The organism is Pseudomonas sp. Leaf127, from assembly GCF_001423155.1.
Taxonomy (GTDB): Bacteria; Pseudomonadota; Gammaproteobacteria; order Pseudomonadales; family Pseudomonadaceae; genus Aquipseudomonas; species Aquipseudomonas ovata.
Genome location: NZ_LMOA01000022.1, coordinates 188743 through 204706 on the forward strand (window position 1 = coordinate 188743; position 15964 = coordinate 204706).

The 15964-nt window shown below is 62.5% G+C and carries 16 protein-coding genes; 7 read left to right on the top strand and 9 right to left on the bottom strand.

Features of this window, described 5'->3' with window-relative positions:
• Positions 1-67: 67 nt before the first annotated feature.
• The 3 genes from ASF84_RS18750 to ASF84_RS18760 all read right to left on the bottom strand — a co-directional run bounded on the left by ASF84_RS18750 (position 68) and on the right by ASF84_RS18760 (position 1574).
• A complete protein-coding gene (locus ASF84_RS18750; RefSeq protein WP_056840353.1) occupies positions 68-436 on the bottom strand; it encodes a hypothetical protein in 369 nt (122 codons plus the stop codon).
• Between the two features lie 203 nt (positions 437-639).
• The gene (locus ASF84_RS18755; protein ID WP_056840354.1) at positions 640-1158 is read right to left on the bottom strand and encodes a hypothetical protein; all 519 of its coding nucleotides are present in this window, start codon (positions 1156-1158) and stop codon (positions 640-642) included.
• Between the two features lie 32 nt (positions 1159-1190).
• Positions 1191-1574, bottom strand: a complete 384-nt coding sequence (locus ASF84_RS18760) for a hypothetical protein (RefSeq protein WP_056840355.1) — start codon at positions 1572-1574, stop codon at positions 1191-1193.
• A 121-nt stretch (positions 1575-1695) separates the two neighbouring features.
• Here ASF84_RS18760 and ASF84_RS18765 point away from each other — a divergent pair, with 121 nt between their 5' ends.
• Both ASF84_RS18765 and ASF84_RS18770 read left to right on the top strand, forming a co-directional pair.
• Positions 1696-1998 carry a hypothetical protein gene (locus ASF84_RS18765; RefSeq protein WP_056840356.1) on the top strand — a complete coding sequence of 101 codons (303 nt, stop codon included), beginning with the start codon at positions 1696-1698 and terminating at the stop codon, positions 1996-1998.
• Between the two features lie 55 nt (positions 1999-2053).
• Positions 2054-4003 (top strand): WD40 repeat domain-containing protein, encoded by a 1950-nt coding sequence (locus ASF84_RS18770; RefSeq protein WP_056840357.1) that lies wholly within the window; start codon positions 2054-2056, stop codon positions 4001-4003.
• A 35-nt stretch (positions 4004-4038) separates the two neighbouring features.
• Here the strand turns inward: ASF84_RS18770 and ASF84_RS18775 are convergent, their stop codons facing one another.
• On the bottom strand, positions 4039-4989 hold the full coding sequence (locus ASF84_RS18775; protein WP_056840358.1) for an alpha/beta hydrolase: 951 nt from the start codon (positions 4987-4989) through the stop codon (positions 4039-4041).
• A 487-nt stretch (positions 4990-5476) separates the two neighbouring features.
• Here ASF84_RS18775 and ASF84_RS18780 point away from each other — a divergent pair, with 487 nt between their 5' ends.
• Complete coding sequence (locus ASF84_RS18780) at positions 5477-6259, top strand: hypothetical protein (protein ID WP_056840359.1); 783 nt, start codon at positions 5477-5479, stop codon at positions 6257-6259.
• Between the two features lie 20 nt (positions 6260-6279).
• Here the strand turns inward: ASF84_RS18780 and ASF84_RS18785 are convergent, their stop codons facing one another.
• Positions 6280-7341 (bottom strand): asparaginase, encoded by a 1062-nt coding sequence (locus ASF84_RS18785; RefSeq protein ID WP_056840360.1) that lies wholly within the window; start codon positions 7339-7341, stop codon positions 6280-6282.
• A 415-nt stretch (positions 7342-7756) separates the two neighbouring features.
• Between ASF84_RS18785 and ASF84_RS18790 the strand changes: the two genes are divergently transcribed.
• Both ASF84_RS18790 and ASF84_RS18795 read left to right on the top strand, forming a co-directional pair.
• Positions 7757-8557, top strand: a complete 801-nt coding sequence (locus ASF84_RS18790) for a GNAT family N-acetyltransferase (RefSeq protein ID WP_056840361.1) — start codon at positions 7757-7759, stop codon at positions 8555-8557.
• Between the two features lie 82 nt (positions 8558-8639).
• Positions 8640-8957: a DUF7677 family protein gene (locus ASF84_RS18795; RefSeq protein ID WP_082481749.1), complete on the top strand. Its 318-nt coding sequence runs from the start codon at positions 8640-8642 to the stop codon at positions 8955-8957.
• A 71-nt stretch (positions 8958-9028) separates the two neighbouring features.
• On the opposite strand, the gene ASF84_RS18800 is transcribed toward ASF84_RS18795, so the two are convergent.
• Together ASF84_RS18800 and ASF84_RS18805 are read right to left on the bottom strand one after the other, a co-directional pair.
• Positions 9029-9652 (bottom strand): SMI1/KNR4 family protein, encoded by a 624-nt coding sequence (locus ASF84_RS18800; protein ID WP_056840362.1) that lies wholly within the window; start codon positions 9650-9652, stop codon positions 9029-9031.
• A 268-nt stretch (positions 9653-9920) separates the two neighbouring features.
• Positions 9921-10730 carry an alpha/beta fold hydrolase gene (locus ASF84_RS18805; RefSeq protein WP_056840363.1) on the bottom strand — a complete coding sequence of 270 codons (810 nt, stop codon included), beginning with the start codon at positions 10728-10730 and terminating at the stop codon, positions 9921-9923.
• A 50-nt stretch (positions 10731-10780) separates the two neighbouring features.
• Here ASF84_RS18805 and ASF84_RS18810 point away from each other — a divergent pair, with 50 nt between their 5' ends.
• Complete coding sequence (locus tag ASF84_RS18810) at positions 10781-11104, top strand: ArsR/SmtB family transcription factor (RefSeq protein WP_082481751.1); 324 nt, start codon at positions 10781-10783, stop codon at positions 11102-11104.
• Between the two features lie 551 nt (positions 11105-11655).
• Complete coding sequence (locus ASF84_RS18815) at positions 11656-12672, top strand: alpha/beta hydrolase (RefSeq protein WP_056840365.1); 1017 nt, start codon at positions 11656-11658, stop codon at positions 12670-12672.
• A 233-nt stretch (positions 12673-12905) separates the two neighbouring features.
• Here the strand turns inward: ASF84_RS18815 and ASF84_RS18820 are convergent, their stop codons facing one another.
• Positions 12906-14075: an HlyD family secretion protein gene (locus ASF84_RS18820; protein ID WP_082481712.1), complete on the bottom strand. Its 1170-nt coding sequence runs from the start codon at positions 14073-14075 to the stop codon at positions 12906-12908.
• Positions 14072-15736 (bottom strand): MFS transporter, encoded by a 1665-nt coding sequence (locus ASF84_RS18825; protein WP_056840805.1) that lies wholly within the window; start codon positions 15734-15736, stop codon positions 14072-14074. The genes ASF84_RS18820 and ASF84_RS18825 overlap by 4 nt, the downstream gene beginning before the upstream one ends.
• Between the last annotated feature and the right edge of the window lie 228 nt (positions 15737-15964).

The following is a 15964-nucleotide window of genomic DNA, read 5'->3' on the forward strand; positions in this document are numbered from 1 at the left end:
GTTTCCTTGAGAGTGTCTGGCGCCAGGCCGGGAAGAGTGGGTCATCGGGCGCCGCGTTCTGCGCACCTTATGAAAAATCATCGATCAACAGCGCTTTTTCGGTGGCGAAGGTTGACTCATACACCGCTTCGTCCCACGCGCCGCGCACCAGAAAGGCAGCGGCACTGTACGCGCGGGCCTTGGCAAAAAATGCCGAGTGACGGTCATCGGAGCGTCTAGCCAACTCGAAGTAGCACTCCTCGTGTTCAGCGCACAGGGCCTCGAAGGGTTCAGGCTGATTGCGGGCTAACAACATACGCATCTCGTCAGGATCGATGCCGGCCTCCTGTGCGGCCCAGAGCACAATGCGGGTGGCCAGTGACCGGCGCTCCTGTGTATCCAGCGACTGGAGCAGGCGCTGGATGTCCGGGTAGTTCGAGGCTAAGCGTGAGGTCATTCTGTGCGCTCATTAAACAAGATAACTTAATGATTTTACTGGCTATTGAATTCACCGCTTGTAGGATCGCGCTCTGCCCGCGATTGAGCGCAAAGCGCTCACAGAAATCTCGGAAACGCTGCAAATCTACGACTGCTGCGCAGCCGGTCGCGGCGGTCCGGCATTCCGGCAAACGCGCTCCGAGCTCAGTGCTGGAGGGGAAATCAACGCCAAAGCTCCACCACCCCGCCTTGGTCGCCCAGCACTGGATCTGTGTGGGGAAATCCCAGCCGGGCGATCTGTTCGATCTGCGCAGGCGTGGCCGGGTCGCGGTTGATATCGCCCTCCTGTCCAGGTGGATAGGCGCCGACCACTTCGAAATCCTCGCTGGCGCCCAGGTTGCAATGCCCGGTGCCTGCCGGCAGCAAGAGCACATCCCCGCCCTTGACCTCGACCACGTGGCCGTTCGGGCCGCCGAGCATCAGCCGCGCATGGCCGGCATGAACGCCGAGCACTTCGTGCCCACGGGTGTGGTAGTGATGGTAATCGAACACCCCGTAGCGCCACTGCGGCGGCCAGCCGTTGGCGGCGAAGATGCGCTCGAATACCGACGCCGGATCGCTGCCGGTCACGCGCATGGCCTCGGGGTAAATCAGTACGGGCAGCGTCGGATGGTTGGGGATACCGCCATTGGCCTTGAACATCAGCGCCTGCACGGCGCGGACAGTCAGTGTCTGTTTCATGATCATTGCTCCTGTCAGGTCAATGCACACCGTCAGCCTTGCCAGGCAAGCGCACGGTCTTCGTAGTCGAAGACGTCATAGGCCGGCACTCGCCCATTGAGCAGGACCGGCACCGTCAGGCTGCTGCGGTCGCCGTATTCCGGGGGGTACACCCTCCACTCGACTTCGTAGTACCACCATCCCCTGTCAGAGTCGTGGGTCTTTTTCAGGGCGCAGGCATGAAATTCAGGTTCGGCATAAGGATAATCCTTGAGCATGTCGAGCACGACGAGCCTGGACGTCTCGATGGCCGCGCGCGGCGACAGCGGCGGAAAATCCTCAGTCTCGAGCCAGGCCGGCGTCTCGGGAATGTCATCAGAGCCGACCGAGAACCTGAACACGAGTGTCTCGACGTAATAGGCATAGACCTTCAGCATTGCAGCCTCCGTTCAAATCAGATGCGACAGTCAAACTTAATGCGTGCAGGATAAAACCGGCGGCACCGGTGTCCTAGTGCCACGATTCAATACATCCCCCTGCCCCTGGAGAGATTGCGGCATGATGCCTTCCGGAAAATCGCGACTGACCCGCTGGGTCGGCATCTCTTCGATCCTCGTCCTGATCGCTGGCAGTTTCATGGCGCTGTATGTGCTGATGATAAGCGCCTCCTTGCCCATCAATATCTCGGGTCCCCTGGTGCTTGGCGTGCTGTGGCTGACCAACCTGGTGTCGGCGCTGGTCACCGCGATCTACGGTTTTTTCCGCCGCTGGCCGCGCTGGCTGGTGTTTGTCCTTGTGGTACAGGTCGCGGCGGTGGTGGTTCCGCTGGTGATCTTGATCATCATGAGTTTTAGCGATTGACTGCCCCCGACCCACGGCGAATGAATAACGCTGCACGACCAAGGAAGCAAGACACATGAAGTGCGCAGGCGTATGGAAGTATGCGTTATGGGTGGCCGCATTCGGCTCGAGCGGCTTGAGTCACGCCGTCTCGTTGCCACAAGACTGGGCGATCCTGCCAGGTCCTGACGAAACCGTTGAGCAAGGGCTGCCCGCCGCCCTGCAATCGCCGGAACTGGCCAAAAGCGGACAGCGGCTGGCCGAGGTGGAAATGCTCGTGGCCCTGCCCTACGCCCAGGTGCTGCCGGTGGTGGTCTCGGCCCTGGCAGCGGTCGGCCCCCTGGAGGAGCAGACCGGCGTGAGCCCGCTGTCGGAGCTGGATGAAGGCTGGGGCGATGTACTGTTTGCGCGGCGACCGGACCTGGTGCACCAACTGGTGAGCAAAACCGACCTGCCCAGGCTGCAGCAGGACGTGCGCGACGGCGCCCTGGCCGAAGCGGAAATTCCCGGTCGCCTGGCCAGCATCGAACGCACACTGCGCTTTCAACCCGGCAGTGCGCGTACGGCGGCACTGACCGAGCCGTACCGGTATTGGTACGGCAATGCCGAACGCACCTACGGTGCGACGGGCGGCAGCAGCAGCCGGGTCATTGTGCGGGTCATGCAGCTCGATGCAGTGATGGGTCATCCGGCCACGGCGGTGTACCTGACACGCAAGGACGAGTTTGCCAACCCCAAGGCAAGCTTCACTCATCAAGTGCGCGAGCTGGCCAACCTCAATATTTTCAGCCCTGGCCAACCCAAGCGCCTGCACCGCAGCAGCGTGCCCGAGGCGGTGTTCAGTCCCGTTTATACGGCACTGAATACGCTGCCCGGCGCCAACTTGCAGCTCGGGCTCGATGCCGGGCAATGGCAGCCACCGGCAGCGCCACGCCGTCTGGTCACCGAGCCAAAACTGACCCTGCCCGACCCGCAGGCCAGGACGCTGCAGGCGCAAGCACTGCTGATTACCAAAAACCCCGACGCCATGCTCGTACTGGCCGATGGCAGCGCCCTGCTGGTGCGCAGCTATCCGCGTGCGCTGCTGCACTGGGCGCCGGACGATGGTCAGGAGCCGCGCGTGATCTGGACGCCGACCGACACGGTGATCCAATGGCACATGGCGCGTGATGAGCGCGGCCAATCTGCCTACATGGTAGCCGACGGGCAGGTGCTGCACTTCGACGCCGCCGCCCGGCGGCTGGCCAGGCACCCGATCGTGTTCGACAAACCGGAGCTGCTCAAGAACGTTGATTATTTCCCCGACGGCAAGGGCGTGCCCCTGGCCTACCGCCACGATGTCAGGAACCGTCGCGACACCCTGTCGATCTGGCAACCCGGTGCACAACCGGCCGCCGATGGCGCACCTTGGCAATACGTGCTGCGCCTGGCTTCACTGCGCCAGGACGTGATGCGTCATTCCATGCGCACCAATACGCAGATCAAGCCGGTGCGCTGGGACGGCGTGCAGGCCAATCAGTGGATCGAAGACAGCGACGGGCTGGCCGAACTCGATAGCCGCACTGGCCGGGTCTTGCGTGCCGTGCGCTTGCCGCGCCGCTTCGGCGAGGTCGACCCCAGCGATGACACCGGCATGGCGCAATGGACGCCGCCGCCGTTCGGCTCGGTCAAGGGCGGCTGGATTGCGGTCGGCTTTGTGTTGATGGATGGCAAACGCCGCAACCCCGGCCTGCATGTGGTCGACGTCGCCAGCGGCAAGGTGCGCTATTCGCTGACCCTGCCTGACCAGGACTCGCTCAAGACGGCGGCAGGCTCGCCCAACGGTCGCCTGCTGGCCCTGGGCACCGGCGCAAACAATAAAGCCATCGTGGTCTGGAACCTGGAAAACGGTCGGTCACTGACGCTGCAAGCCGACGCCTCCGGCTGCAAGGACCTGGCGCAGCTGCAATGGAGCCCGTCCGGCGAGCGCCTCTGGGGGCGTTGCTCGAACGGACTGCTGGCCTGGGATATACCGGCCACCTGGTGAATACAAGCGGCGCGAGTTCGCGCCGCCTTTTGTGCCTAAGGCTTGAACTCCCAGTACTGACCACCCGGTGCCGTGACCACCTGAAGATTGAACCGGTCAACCGCCTTGGCGCCCTTGAACAGGTAATACATGTCGGCCACTACGGACAGCTTGTCGCCATAATAAGAATGACCGATAAAGTCGGTGCTCAAGGCGCTGGCATCAATCAGCTCGACCCCGGAATAAATCACCACAGGCTTGCGAAACATGCCCGCTCGCGCCGCCCCGTGAAACACTTGCGAAAGCGCCAGCGCCTTGTCGTTGGCAGAGACATAAAGGGTCACGGGAGCGCCTTGCCTGCGCAGCTCGGGGACGATCTTGTCTGCAAACTCACCGGCATCGATATCAGGCGCTGCCAGCACGATTTCCTGCAGTTTTGCCGCCAGGTCAGGCGACTCCGAGTACAGCCGTAGCAAGGCCTGGGTCAACGCCCGGTTGCCCATGCTGTGCGCCACGATATAGACCTTCTTGACGCCAGGATTTTCGAGGTGATCTTTCAGAAAGTCATACACGGCCGGATAGGACTGGGCGATAGCGCTCTCATCCGCCCGGTACTGGCTTTCACTGCCCGACGAGGGCCAACTGAACAACAGCGGCGCACCCTTGAACTGCAGGTCATACGCCAGTTGCGCTGTACGTTTTACCGAGTCCTCGAAGCTCACGTTGTAGCCGTGTATAAATATCAGCGAAGCTCCGCGCTCTCCCAGCCGCAGTGCCAGCGACTGGTTGAATTGTTCGCGGTCAAGGCGCCGCCCGTTCTTGATCATCACGTGATCGTCGGGGTTGGATTTCATCCAGTCAAAGAAAGGCGACTCGATGATCCCGACCCTGTGATCAGGCGGAAACGAAACCCGACACTTGCCGTACGACAAGGCTTCGACGCTGCTTCGTGCGCCTGAAAACCGACAATCCCCGGCCAGCGCCTGGCGGTTGGTGCCGTAAAACACATCGACTTCATTGGTGGCGGGCGCTGTATCCCCTGAAGCCTCGACGGGGTCAGTGATGACAGGCGGCAGCGGGCTTGGCACAGCCGGAGACTGCGAACTCGGCGCACAGCCTGCAAGCATTAAAAAGACGGACAATAACAACAGCGTGCACTTCATAGACCCACTTCCCTTTCAGGTATATCGAACAGCGCGAGATGACGGTGAACACCGAAAACCGGTGCGCCAGGCATGATGACAAGGTAAACCGCATGCCATGAAAACAGACATCGATACGGCTCAGGTAAACAAGATTGGGTGGTTCCTCTCGTTACCCTGGAGCTTGAGCACGGCATCGTATCGTTATGTCAGCCGATGACAAAGGGTGAATGCATGGCCTGTTCCAGATGTAAAACCAATATCTGCCCGCCCTCTGCAACTTCACCTCCAGCGGCCCCTCTAACCCACACCCATTACACCTTCACCCCGTTCCCCCTGCGCAGGATGCCCCATGTCGTCTCAACCGGACTCCACCCTCCCCGCGACCACCCTTACCGAAACACCCGCCTTGCTCGCCGAAGCCTTCGAGCAAGCGCAACAGGCCGAACACGCCTTGAAGCAGCGCAGCCAGAAGCTGACCAAGCGCTTCATGATCGCCCAGGCGATCTTTTGCGCTTACTGGATGCTCAAGTGGATCTGGCAGGGGCACTACATTGGCGGGCCGATCTATGCGGTGTTGATCTGGTGTTTTTCATGGGTGCTCTACGCGCCGATGCCGCTGCTATGGCGCTCGCAGCAGAAGGCAGTGAATCGGGCCTGGCAGCAGGTCGACGAGGCGCGGATGGAATCGGGCCGGGTGTTCCTGGAAGAACAGGCGCTGGGGCCGTATCGCTGGATCTGTCGCAACGGCCGCATGCTCGGCGTGTTTCCCGACAGCCAGGTGCTCTATGCGCTGGTCCCGGAACTGGGCAATCGCCACGCCCTGATGGCGGCGCCGCAGGTGGTCAAGCAGGTGGTGGTCAATGAACAGGTGATCTCCAGCAGCACCACGCACACCACCACCGAGCATGACCGGCGCAATGTCTATGGCGTCAACGGCCATTTCGGTGTGCTGGGCCGGGGCAAGTCACGCTCCACCTCGACCACGACCAACACCACGGCGCACACCTTCACCCTGGGGGTGCAGTTGCAGGGCGCCAACTATGAGCCCTACTGGATTCAACTGCCCTTTGGCGCGGACTGGCAGGAAGCGCGCAACTGGCAGTTGCTGATCGAGCAGACGGCCGGGCGCTGAAAGCCCGTCTTTGCAGCCACTCAGTGACGGTGCAGGTCGAACATGAAACGGGCGCTTCCGGTCTCCTGCCCCACGGTGTTGAGCATTAACGGCCGATGGTACTTGTCCAGCAATTGCCGTTGCTGTGCGGTGCCGATAGCCAGGCGTTCAAGGATCTCGCAGACGAGCCGGTAAAGCATCTGGGTGTTGCCGTCCTCGACCTTGACCGACAGGCCGACCGCGCCTGACGCGCCCAGGCGCCGGGTCTGCGCCGAGGCCCGTACGCCCAGTCCGTAGCAGGCATCAGCCCCTGTCTTGCCGACGACATTGCCCTCGAAGGCGCGCATCAGGTCCGTGCAATAACGCCCTTCGCCGGCCACCATTTCAGGGTACGTGGTCATGGCCCGGTAAATCCGCGCCAGCGCCTGGCCGCGTGCCGACAAAGGCTCGCCCTTGTGCGCCGCGTCAGCGCTTTGTGCAAGCCTGGCGTAGATCAGCCCCAGCTTGTCGAGCGCGAAGGCGGGCGTGGGCAGGTTGCAGCCATCGACGGCCCATTCCACGGCGTCCACCGGCAGCTCGCAGACATCGGCCATCACACGCCTGACATGCGCCTGCAGCGGATGGACCGATTCGTTGTAACCCGAGAAAGACTCGCCCAACGCCAGTGCAGCCGCCAGCATGCCGGCGTGCTTGCCAGAGCAATTGCTGCAACAGGCCGTGGGGATGAAGTCGCGTTTGATCCAGGCCCGATTGACGGCGTCCGAAACAGCCGGGTGGCCCCCACAACGCAGATCCGACTCATCGGCACCGACCTTGCGCAGCATGGCCCAGGCCCGTTCGATATGGCGTGGCTCACTGCTGTGTGAAGCGCACATCAAGGCCAGATCCGCCTCGTCGAAGCCGAACCGCTCAAGGGCCCCGGTTTCAATCACTGCCAGGGCCTGTGCCGGCTTGGCGGCTGAACGCGCCAGCGTCATCCGCTGCGGATCACCAAAGCTGTAAAGCAGGCGCCCCGCTTCATCTACCACGGCCACATGGGCACGATGCACATTTTCCACGCAATGCCCGCGATAGGTCACCAGTGCCACGTTATTGGCTTGCATCGCTTTGCTCTCATCAAATACAAAATAGCTTGTTGATTTTATTGAGCAGGAGCCCGCTTGCCGGCGACCGGCTGCGTTGGCAGCCGTAAATTTGTGGCGTTTTCGAGATTTCTGCGAGTGCTTCGCGCTCGGTCGCCGGCAAGCGGGCTCCTACCATCATCGACTATGCAGGACACCTCCGTTGCACTCTGTCTGAGTTTAGAAGCATTGATCCCTGGCGCAGAGATCAGGCCATAAAAATCTGTATGGCGCGGGATGCACGGTCAAGACGGCAAGTACCAGGGCTACCCTGCTTTACACGCTGGGTATAAAAGCGTTCAGACACTCGGCAACGTTACCGCACCTGCGTGTACAAACGTCGTAACGCAAGCGTATCGTTTACCTCTCTCCAGCCCTGAGGGACATGAGTATGCCAATGGACACCGCCTTGGCGTTTGCAATCGAGACCGCCGAAAAGGAGTACCTGCGTACGCGTGTAGAGAACCTGACGCACATCGCCGGCAATCCTTATGGCGCCCGGGTATTTGCCAGCGGCGGGCTGGAAGGCTTTCATGTCCAGGCCAGCCCCAGCCCGATGCTCAACCGGGTCTACGCCAGCAGCGAGGCAGACGTCGAAGCCCTTGTGGATCGGCTTGTCCGGTCAAGCGCACGGTCAACCGTGACGCCCCTCACAGGTGTACCCAAGTCACTGGCGCCCTGCTGCCTGATGGCAGGCCGTCAGCTGGAGCGCTTGAAAGGCTGGACACACTTGCAGTTTGTCTCACCCATCGAACAGGCAGTGGTCAATGCGCACAACGTCGACATTGAACACGCCACGGGGCCGGCCTTGGCGGCCTTTACGGCGCTGCATGCCAGCGGCTTTCATACCCGGCCTGCCCTGCTTGCCGTCAATCAGGCATCGTTTACCGGCAAAGGGCCCGGCGGCGCCCTGAAAATACTCGTGATCAAGGAGGCCGGAGAGGTCGTGGCGGGCGCGGCACTGTACCTGGCCAGCAACGGCGTGGCCTACCTGGGCACGGCAGTCACTCATAAGCAGGCGCAGGGTCGTGGCTATCATTCGGCCCTGATCGCTCATCGCATAGCGCTGGCCCGGGAGCGGGGAAGCGACTGGGTCGCCGCCACCGCCCTGGCCAGTTCCCGCAGTCGACGCAACCTGCAACGCGCCGGGCTGAAGGTTTCCCATGAGCAGGGTCTTTATCGATTGAAGGACCTTTGACATAAGTGTGTTTTACCCGGCATGCCTGCGACGGACAGATGCCGGGAAACACTTGAATCCAGCCACCCTCAAGACAATGAACATGATCAAGCCAAGCAATGACTTCAGCGGCGCCCTCAGCACCTTCGCGTATTTCATGGCCAGTGGCAGCCACTACATGCTCAAGGGCGTGGAGTACCTCGACCTGTACGGCAATGAGCCGAGCGCCATCGAGATGGTCTTTGCGATTTTCGCCAACGTCATCGAGATGGATGACCAGGGCAATGTGCTCAACTTCATCCACGCGCAGGAACGCGCGACTGACTACCTCAGGTCATACTGCGACCCCTCATTCGAGGTGACGCCGCCGCTCGAGGACTGGGAAACCGAGCTTTACGGGCCGCCTTCGAGCGGCCGCTGAGCGACGTGCCTGGCCGGCTGGGTAGATGACAGCCTGTCAAGACAGGCTGTCATCCACCCAAAAGAGGCGCCTCAGATCGGCCTGTCGACCACCCGTGCATTCCACAGCGTCTTGTACTGCTTGCGCCAGCCCGGGCTGTCCCGGTCCAGCCACGTCAAGGTGGCCTCGATGCTGTCAGGGGTCATCATGAAGGTATTGATGTGGTCCTCCACCCGCTCTTCGGACAGGTGCAGCGCCTCCAGGTACTCATTGAAGGACTCGGCCAGCACCACGAACTCATCGCCTTGCTGGCGCCGACCGGTCCAGGCCGGCAGGCCGGCAACCATGGCCGCAACGTCGGTACGACCGTCACGCAGGTCCAGCAGCAGGAAGCTTGCGCCGCCATCGCGGCCGATCGGCAGCAGACCGGCTTCGGGGAAGTCGGGATCCAGGCGCAGTTGCTCCAGCTCGTAAGGGTTGAATTCGTAGCCTTCGCCCGGCACCAGTCCGAACAGCGAGAAGCTCAGCACCTCTTCATCTTCGTTGGCCATGACCGCGACCACGTCGTATTCCAGCGTGGCGCCGTTGCAGGTCTTGAGAAACTGCCGGTAGTCGTCCGGCAGGCGTGCGCCGAGCGTGGCTTCCAGTTGCGCGATGTCCGCGTCGCTGGCCGCGGGGCGAGCGTCCTCAAACGTCAATCCACGGTATTCGATCATTGTGGCCTCGCAACAGTGCCGGACGGGATTGGGGTGGGTGAAGTCTGGAGCATTCGTTAGTCCTTCAACGTCATGGGCGCGGGCTTGCGTTTTGGGTCAGACCGTCGTGCGGCACGTTTGTTTACGGTGGGAGGGTGTTTTAAACCCCGATACCGTTTACTCAAGACATAAAGAGCCCTGCGGTAAAGACGAAGATACAGGCCCTGCGTTGCCGCTTTTGCGCTTCAAGCCGACGTCACAGGCTGAGCGAGACGCGCGTCTGTCGTAGCTAAAGACTTTTCAGCACTGCCGCCACAATCGCCTTCGGGCAATCTTCCTGGACCAGGTGACCGGCGTTGTCGATGGGGATGCACTCGCGGTCGCTGATCAGCCGGGCCAGCGCCTGGCCCTTGGCGTAGGGAATCCACTGGTCATTGCGACCCCACAACACGGTGACCGGGCAATCGAGCCGGCCATACAGCCCCTCGATTTCATCGGTATGGCTCTGCTCCATCTGCGCAATCTGCCGGTAGAAGGCCGGTTTCCCTACCGCTCCGAGCCAGGGCGCGCTGTAGATGTCCAGCGCCTGGGCCGACAACGGCTGGTGCGCAGCCGTCTGCAAGTAGGCGTGCAGGAGCGCACGGTGCATGTAGTCGGGCATACCGGCAAAGGCTTGCTCGTGCAGGCGCACATGCTGGACAAACGGCGAGCCCCAGGGCGCCAGCGCCACGGCATCGAAGATCGTCAGCGAGGCATAGCGCAGCCCGTTCAGGTAATAACCGCGCAGTGCGGTGGCGCCGCCGAAGTCATGGGCCAGGACATCGGGACGCTCAAGGCCCCAGGCCTTGAACAGCGCGGTCAGCACGCGGTTCTGCACCGCCAGCGAGACGTCCTGGCCAGCGCGTTGTTCGGACTGGCCGTAACCGACCAGGTCGAAATAGTAGACCGTGCGCCGGTCGGCCAGCAGCGGCACGATCCGGCGCCAGACCTGGGATGAAAACGGTGTGCCGTGGATCGCCACCAGCGCCGGTCCCTGGCCCATCTTGCCCCAGCGTACGGCGCTGCCTTCGACCATCAGGGTGTTCGGTAAATCAAGCATGAGGCCTTCTCCATATTGTCATTTAGCTAAATGACGATATGATGCCGAGCATGAACCGATCAAGACAAATTACCGCCATGGCCAGCGAGCAGCGCTTGAAGATCCTTCAGTTGCTGGCGCAACCGCAGGTCCACTTCAATCAGCAATGGTCAGCGGACCCTGTCGCGTTCGGCGTGTGCATGACGCTGATTGCCGAAGCGCTCGACATCGCCCAGCCCACGGCCAGCCGGCACCTGGCGATCCTCAAGGACGCCGGGTTTCTGACCGTGAAAAAACACCTGAAGTGGTCGTATTGCACACGCGACGAGGCGGCTATCAGCGAGTACCTGCAGTGGCTGGGCGAGCATCTGGCGGTGCAGGTGCGAGGCCGTTAGCTGACCCATCCAGGTCATTGTGTGAGGGGGCTCTGGTGCCATGCCGGACCACCACGACCGCGTGCGAAGCGCTCGCAGACATTTGCGAAACGCCGCCCATTTACGACTGCTACGCAGCCGATCGCCGGCAAGCCGCCTCCCACAGGTCCAGTGTTTGCTGCGCAACAGCGATCCGCCTTGGCTCATACCGTAGGAGCGACCAACGGTCGCGAGTGCAATCTGCAAGCCACTGATACGTTGAATGTGCTACCCCATTCGCGACCGAGTACGAAGCGCTCGCAGACATTTGCGAAACGCCGCCCATTTACGACTGCTACGCAGCCGATCGCCGGCAAGCCGCCTCCCACAGGTCCAGTGTGTGCTGCGCAACAGCGATCCGCCTTGACAGGGTGCCAAGGCGACAGATTATCCCTGCTAATCCGATAGATAACCTCGATACGGACATTTCCTGAAAATAAACATTGCGCGCTAAATATATGCGAGCTAAATTGATCACCATATAGTTAGCGCGCAAATATTTAACACGACATAATTAAATCAAGGAAATGACCATGAACACCTTTGGCAAAACACTCGCAGGCTCCCTGCTCGCCCTGTCGATGGGTCACGCGTTCGCCGCCGACAGCGGTGTCGAGCACACGACCCAGGCATTCCTCGACGCCTTGAACACCGGGGGCGGCAAGCCTATCGAGCAGCTTTCGCCAAAAGAGGCACGCGCCGTGCTGACCGGTGCCCAGGCGGGGGTCAAGCTGACCTTACCCAAGGCCAACATCAGCGAAAAGACCATTTCGGTCGATGGCCAGGACATCAGCCTGACCATCGTGCGGCCCGCTGGCGCCAGGGGCACCCTGCCAGTGTTCATGTATTTCCACGGTGGCGGCTGGGTGCTGGGGGATTTCCCGACCCACGAGCGGCTGGTGCGCGACCTGGTCGAGGGCTCCGGCGCGGTGGCCGTTTTCGTCAATTACACGCCCTCGCCCGAGGCGCACTACCCGACCGCGATCAACCAGGCGTATGCCGCGACCCGCTGGGTGGCCGAGCATGGCCAGGACATCGGCGTGGACGGCAAGCGCCTGGCGGTGGCGGGCAACAGTGTCGGTGGCAACATGGCCGCGGTGGTCAGCCTGATGGCCAAGGACAAGGGGACCCCGGCCATCAAGTACCAGGTGTTGCTATGGCCGGTCACCGATGCCAGTTTCGAGACCGGCTCGTATGAGCAATTTGCCGAAGGCCATTTCCTGACCCGCAACATGATGAAGTGGTTCTGGGACAACTACACCACCGACCCCAAGCAGCGCGCCGAGGTCTATGCCTCACCACTGCGGGCCTCGGTAGAGCAGTTGAAAGGCCTGCCACCGGCACTGGTGCAGACCGCCAGCACCGACGTGCTGCGTGACGAAGGCGAGGCCTATGCGCGCAAGCTGGACCAGGCCGGCGTACCGGTCACTTCGGTGCGCTACAACGGCATGATTCACGACTACGGCCTGCTGAACGTGGTCAGCCAGGTGCCGGCCGTGCGTTCGGCCATGCTGCAGGCCTCGCAGGAACTCAAGGTTCACTTGCAGTAATCGACACGCCCGTGTACCAAAGCCCCAAGCCTGAACAGGGCTTTGGTACATCAATCACATAAAGGCGAACGTGCCTGCGCAGCCTGAGTAAAGCCGCTCACCCTGCTCTATCTGCCCGCCTATACTCCGCCGTCGCCCTGCGCCGGGGCCTTGGTGCCTGAGAGCATTGGCTATGCATGGTACTGGCCCATAACAGCCGGGTCATGCTGTTCGAGTAATCCCCGCAGCGATGTTCAGCGGCGATCCTCATGGCCCTCACCGGCCGTGTCGATGCTGATCACCACCGACATTCCCGGCCGCAAGCGCCTGGCCAGTTCCTGTCCGGCGTCCACGCTGATGCGCACCGGGATGCGCTGGGCGATCTTGACGAAGTTGCCGGTGGCGTTATCGGCCGGCAGCAGGCTGAACTCGGAGCCGGTGGCCGGCGAGATGCGCTCGACCCGGCCGGTCAGTTTCTGGTGGTTCAGAGCGTCCACGGTAAAACTCACCGGCTGGCCCAGCCGCACGTGGGCCATCTGGGTTTCCTTCATGTTGGCGATCACCCACAGTGTGTCGGGCACCAGGGCCATCAGTTGCGCCCCGGAATTGACATAGGCGCCCAAACGCACGCCAATCTGCCCCAGTTGCCCGTCGCGCGGTGCAGTGATGCGGGTATTGTCCAGGTCGATGCGCGCCAGTTCCACGGCCGCCTGGGCGTTGGCGACCTGCGCAGTCAGCGAGTCGCGGTTGACGATCACGGTCTGCAAGTCTTCTTTGGCGATCTGCACGGCGGCGCGCGCTTCGGCAATGGCGGCCCGAGCCTGCGCATCGGCGGCGCGGGCGACATCCAGTTCGCTGCGTGACACCGAGCCGTCGGTGACCAGCGCCTGGCTGCGCTTGAGGTCGGCGGCGGCTTTCTGGCCTTGGGCAAGGCTGCTTTGCAGGCTGGCTTCGCGCTGGACGATGGAGGCCTGGGCGCTGCGCCGTTGCTGCAGGTTATTGGCCAGCGCCGCCTCCTGCACCCCGACCTGGGCCTGGGCCTGTTCCAGGCGCTGGCGGTAGATGCGGTCATCCAGGCGCACCAGCAGGTCGCCGGCCTTGACGTGCTGGAAGTCCTGCACGGTCACCTCATGCACATAGCCGCTCAGCTGCGGGCCGATCAGGGTGGTCTGGCCGTGCACCTGGGCATTTTCGGTGCTCTGGATCGGACTGGTGAACGGCGGCAATTGCCAGGCATACAGCACGATCAGGATGCCGCCCAACGCGATCAGGGCGAACACGATGGTGGACAGCACCCGGGCGCGGGTCGAGCGCGGCCGGCTGGCGGGGGGCGAGGTCAGCGGCGCCGGCGGTGGACTGCCGGACGGGGTCGTCGCCGGGGCCGGAGTGGATGCAGGTGAGTCGTTGCGGGTGATGTCGTTCATGAAGTTTGCGCACTACTTGAAGGAACGGGGGCCGCCGACAGCGGCGCGACAGGTCGGGTGGTCATTTTCAGCCAGAGCACGCGCACGGTGATCCACAGCATGGTCAGGACCGCGATCAGGGCGATGAGCATGAACACATCGTTGTAGGCCAGCACATTGGCCTCGCGGGTGGCGGTGCTCGACAGCGCACGAATGGCCTGGGCACTGCGCGCCGCCGGGTCGGCGATCACCCCGGCGTAACTGGCCGCGCTGCCTTGCAGGCGGGACTGCACCAGCGGATCGAACAGGGTCAGGTGCTCGACCAACTGGCTGGAATGAAATTTCTCGCGCACCACCTGGAACGTGCCCAGCGCTGCCGAGCCGATCAGGCCGCCCAGGTTCTGGGTGATCCCGAACAGCACCGAAAAGCTGACCATGTTACGCGGATTGGCCAATACGCCGCTGATGCCCATCACCAGCGTCGGCCCCAGGAAGAAGGTGCCGCCAAAGGCCAGCAGGAACTGGCTGAGGTACATGTTTTCCGGGCGCGTCTGGTAGGTCGAACCGCTGTCCATCCACGCCCCGACCGCCATCATCGCCAGTGAAATCAGCAACGGCTTGACCAGGTGCGCAGGGTTGATGGTCAGGGCGCTGACCGCAAGGCCGGCAATGCTGCCGGCCAGCATCACCAGGTACAGGCCGTGCAGTTGTTCACTGCCCAGGTTCAGGGTCTGGAAAAAGCCCACCGCCCCGACCGATTGTTCCGACAGCACCACGCGAAACAGCACCACCGCCAGGCCCAGGCGCAGGATCGCGCCACTGCCCAGCCAGCGGGTGATCAACAGCGGGTTGCGGCGATTATGCTCGATGGCCAGGCCCGCGCAGATCAGCGCGATGGACGCTGCCGACGCCAGGCCGATCCAGGGCGCTTCCAGCCACCACTCGATGCGCCCCAGCGACAGCACCGCACACAGCAGCGCCACGCCGCTGGCCAGCAGGCCGAAGGTCAGGAAATCCAGTTTCTCGAAAGCCTTGAAGCGATCGCCCGGCGGCAGCTTGAGCATCAGCACGCAACCCAGCGACAGCATGGCCATGCCCAGCTCGAACAGATACAGGCCGCGCCATTCGGCAATCTGCAACAGGTCTTCGGAAATCAGCCGGGCCATGGGTGTGGCCAGTTGGGCGGTGCCCAGGCCCAGCACCAGGGCCTTGAGCCGCCACTTCTGCGGGAAGGCCTGGATCATGTAGTACAGCCCCAGCGTACTCAGCGCCGCACCGACCATGCCGTGGGCGGCGCGCACGGCAATCGCCGAATCGATGTCATTGACGAACAGGTGCGCCAGGGTCACCAGCGCGTACAGCACCAGGAACAGTTCGGTGAAGGCCCGCAGGCCGTACTGCTGACGGAACTTCACCAGCAGCAGGTTCATCGAAACGTTGGTCATGATGTAGGCGGCCGGCAACCAGGCAATGTCCTGCGAGGTCGCGCCCAGCGCGCCTTGCAGGTACGGCAGGTTGGCGACCACCAGGGCATTGCCCAGCCCGCCGGTCAGCGCCACGATCACCCCCACCAGCGCATAAGCCCAACGTTTGTGCGTGGGGTGCAAGGGTGTTGAAGGCGAGCCCGGCATGGTCGGGCGCTCGTGGGGCTGCCACTGGCGGGGCGCGTATTTGTCTTTCATGGGCAGGCTTTGTACCAGCAGACCGTGTGGGTTCAGGGGTGTGACATTGGCAAGGGCCGGAATACTCAGCCACGCGGGCAAAAACCCGGCACTGAGCGCAGTTAAGCCTGACCGGGTGTAAAGCACCAGAGGGTGTCCGGACTTACAGCTATGCTGTGGCTACCCGCTTCAGAAGGCGGTGCGCCCTTCCCGGCTCAAGCGGGTAGCCGCCCGGCCGGTCCTGCAGTC

What these genes read in the sequence shown, in the direction of transcription:
- ASF84_RS18750 (WP_056840353.1), bottom strand. Translation starts at nt 436, where the DNA reads ATGACCTCACGCTTAGCCTCGAACTACCCGGACATCCAGCGCCTGCTC.
- ASF84_RS18755 (WP_056840354.1), bottom strand. Translation starts at nt 1,158, where the DNA reads ATGAAACAGACACTGACTGTCCGCGCCGTGCAGGCGCTGATGTTCAAG.
- ASF84_RS18760 (WP_056840355.1), bottom strand. Translation starts at nt 1,574, where the DNA reads ATGCTGAAGGTCTATGCCTATTACGTCGAGACACTCGTGTTCAGGTTC.
- ASF84_RS18765 (WP_056840356.1), top strand. Translation starts at nt 1,696, where the DNA reads ATGATGCCTTCCGGAAAATCGCGACTGACCCGCTGGGTCGGCATCTCT.
- ASF84_RS18770 (WP_056840357.1), top strand. Translation starts at nt 2,054, where the DNA reads ATGAAGTGCGCAGGCGTATGGAAGTATGCGTTATGGGTGGCCGCATTC.
- ASF84_RS18780 (WP_056840359.1), top strand. Translation starts at nt 5,477, where the DNA reads ATGTCGTCTCAACCGGACTCCACCCTCCCCGCGACCACCCTTACCGAA.
- ASF84_RS18785 (WP_056840360.1), bottom strand. Translation starts at nt 7,341, where the DNA reads ATGCAAGCCAATAACGTGGCACTGGTGACCTATCGCGGGCATTGCGTG.
- ASF84_RS18790 (WP_056840361.1), top strand. Translation starts at nt 7,757, where the DNA reads ATGGACACCGCCTTGGCGTTTGCAATCGAGACCGCCGAAAAGGAGTAC.
- ASF84_RS18795 (WP_082481749.1), top strand. Translation starts at nt 8,640, where the DNA reads ATGATCAAGCCAAGCAATGACTTCAGCGGCGCCCTCAGCACCTTCGCG.
- ASF84_RS18800 (WP_056840362.1), bottom strand. Translation starts at nt 9,652, where the DNA reads ATGATCGAATACCGTGGATTGACGTTTGAGGACGCTCGCCCCGCGGCC.
- ASF84_RS18805 (WP_056840363.1), bottom strand. Translation starts at nt 10,730, where the DNA reads ATGCTTGATTTACCGAACACCCTGATGGTCGAAGGCAGCGCCGTACGC.
- ASF84_RS18810 (WP_082481751.1), top strand. Translation starts at nt 10,781, where the DNA reads ATGAACCGATCAAGACAAATTACCGCCATGGCCAGCGAGCAGCGCTTG.
- ASF84_RS18815 (WP_056840365.1), top strand. Translation starts at nt 11,656, where the DNA reads ATGAACACCTTTGGCAAAACACTCGCAGGCTCCCTGCTCGCCCTGTCG.
- ASF84_RS18820 (WP_082481712.1), bottom strand. Translation starts at nt 14,075, where the DNA reads ATGAACGACATCACCCGCAACGACTCACCTGCATCCACTCCGGCCCCG.
- ASF84_RS18825 (WP_056840805.1), bottom strand. Translation starts at nt 15,736, where the DNA reads ATGAAAGACAAATACGCGCCCCGCCAGTGGCAGCCCCACGAGCGCCCG.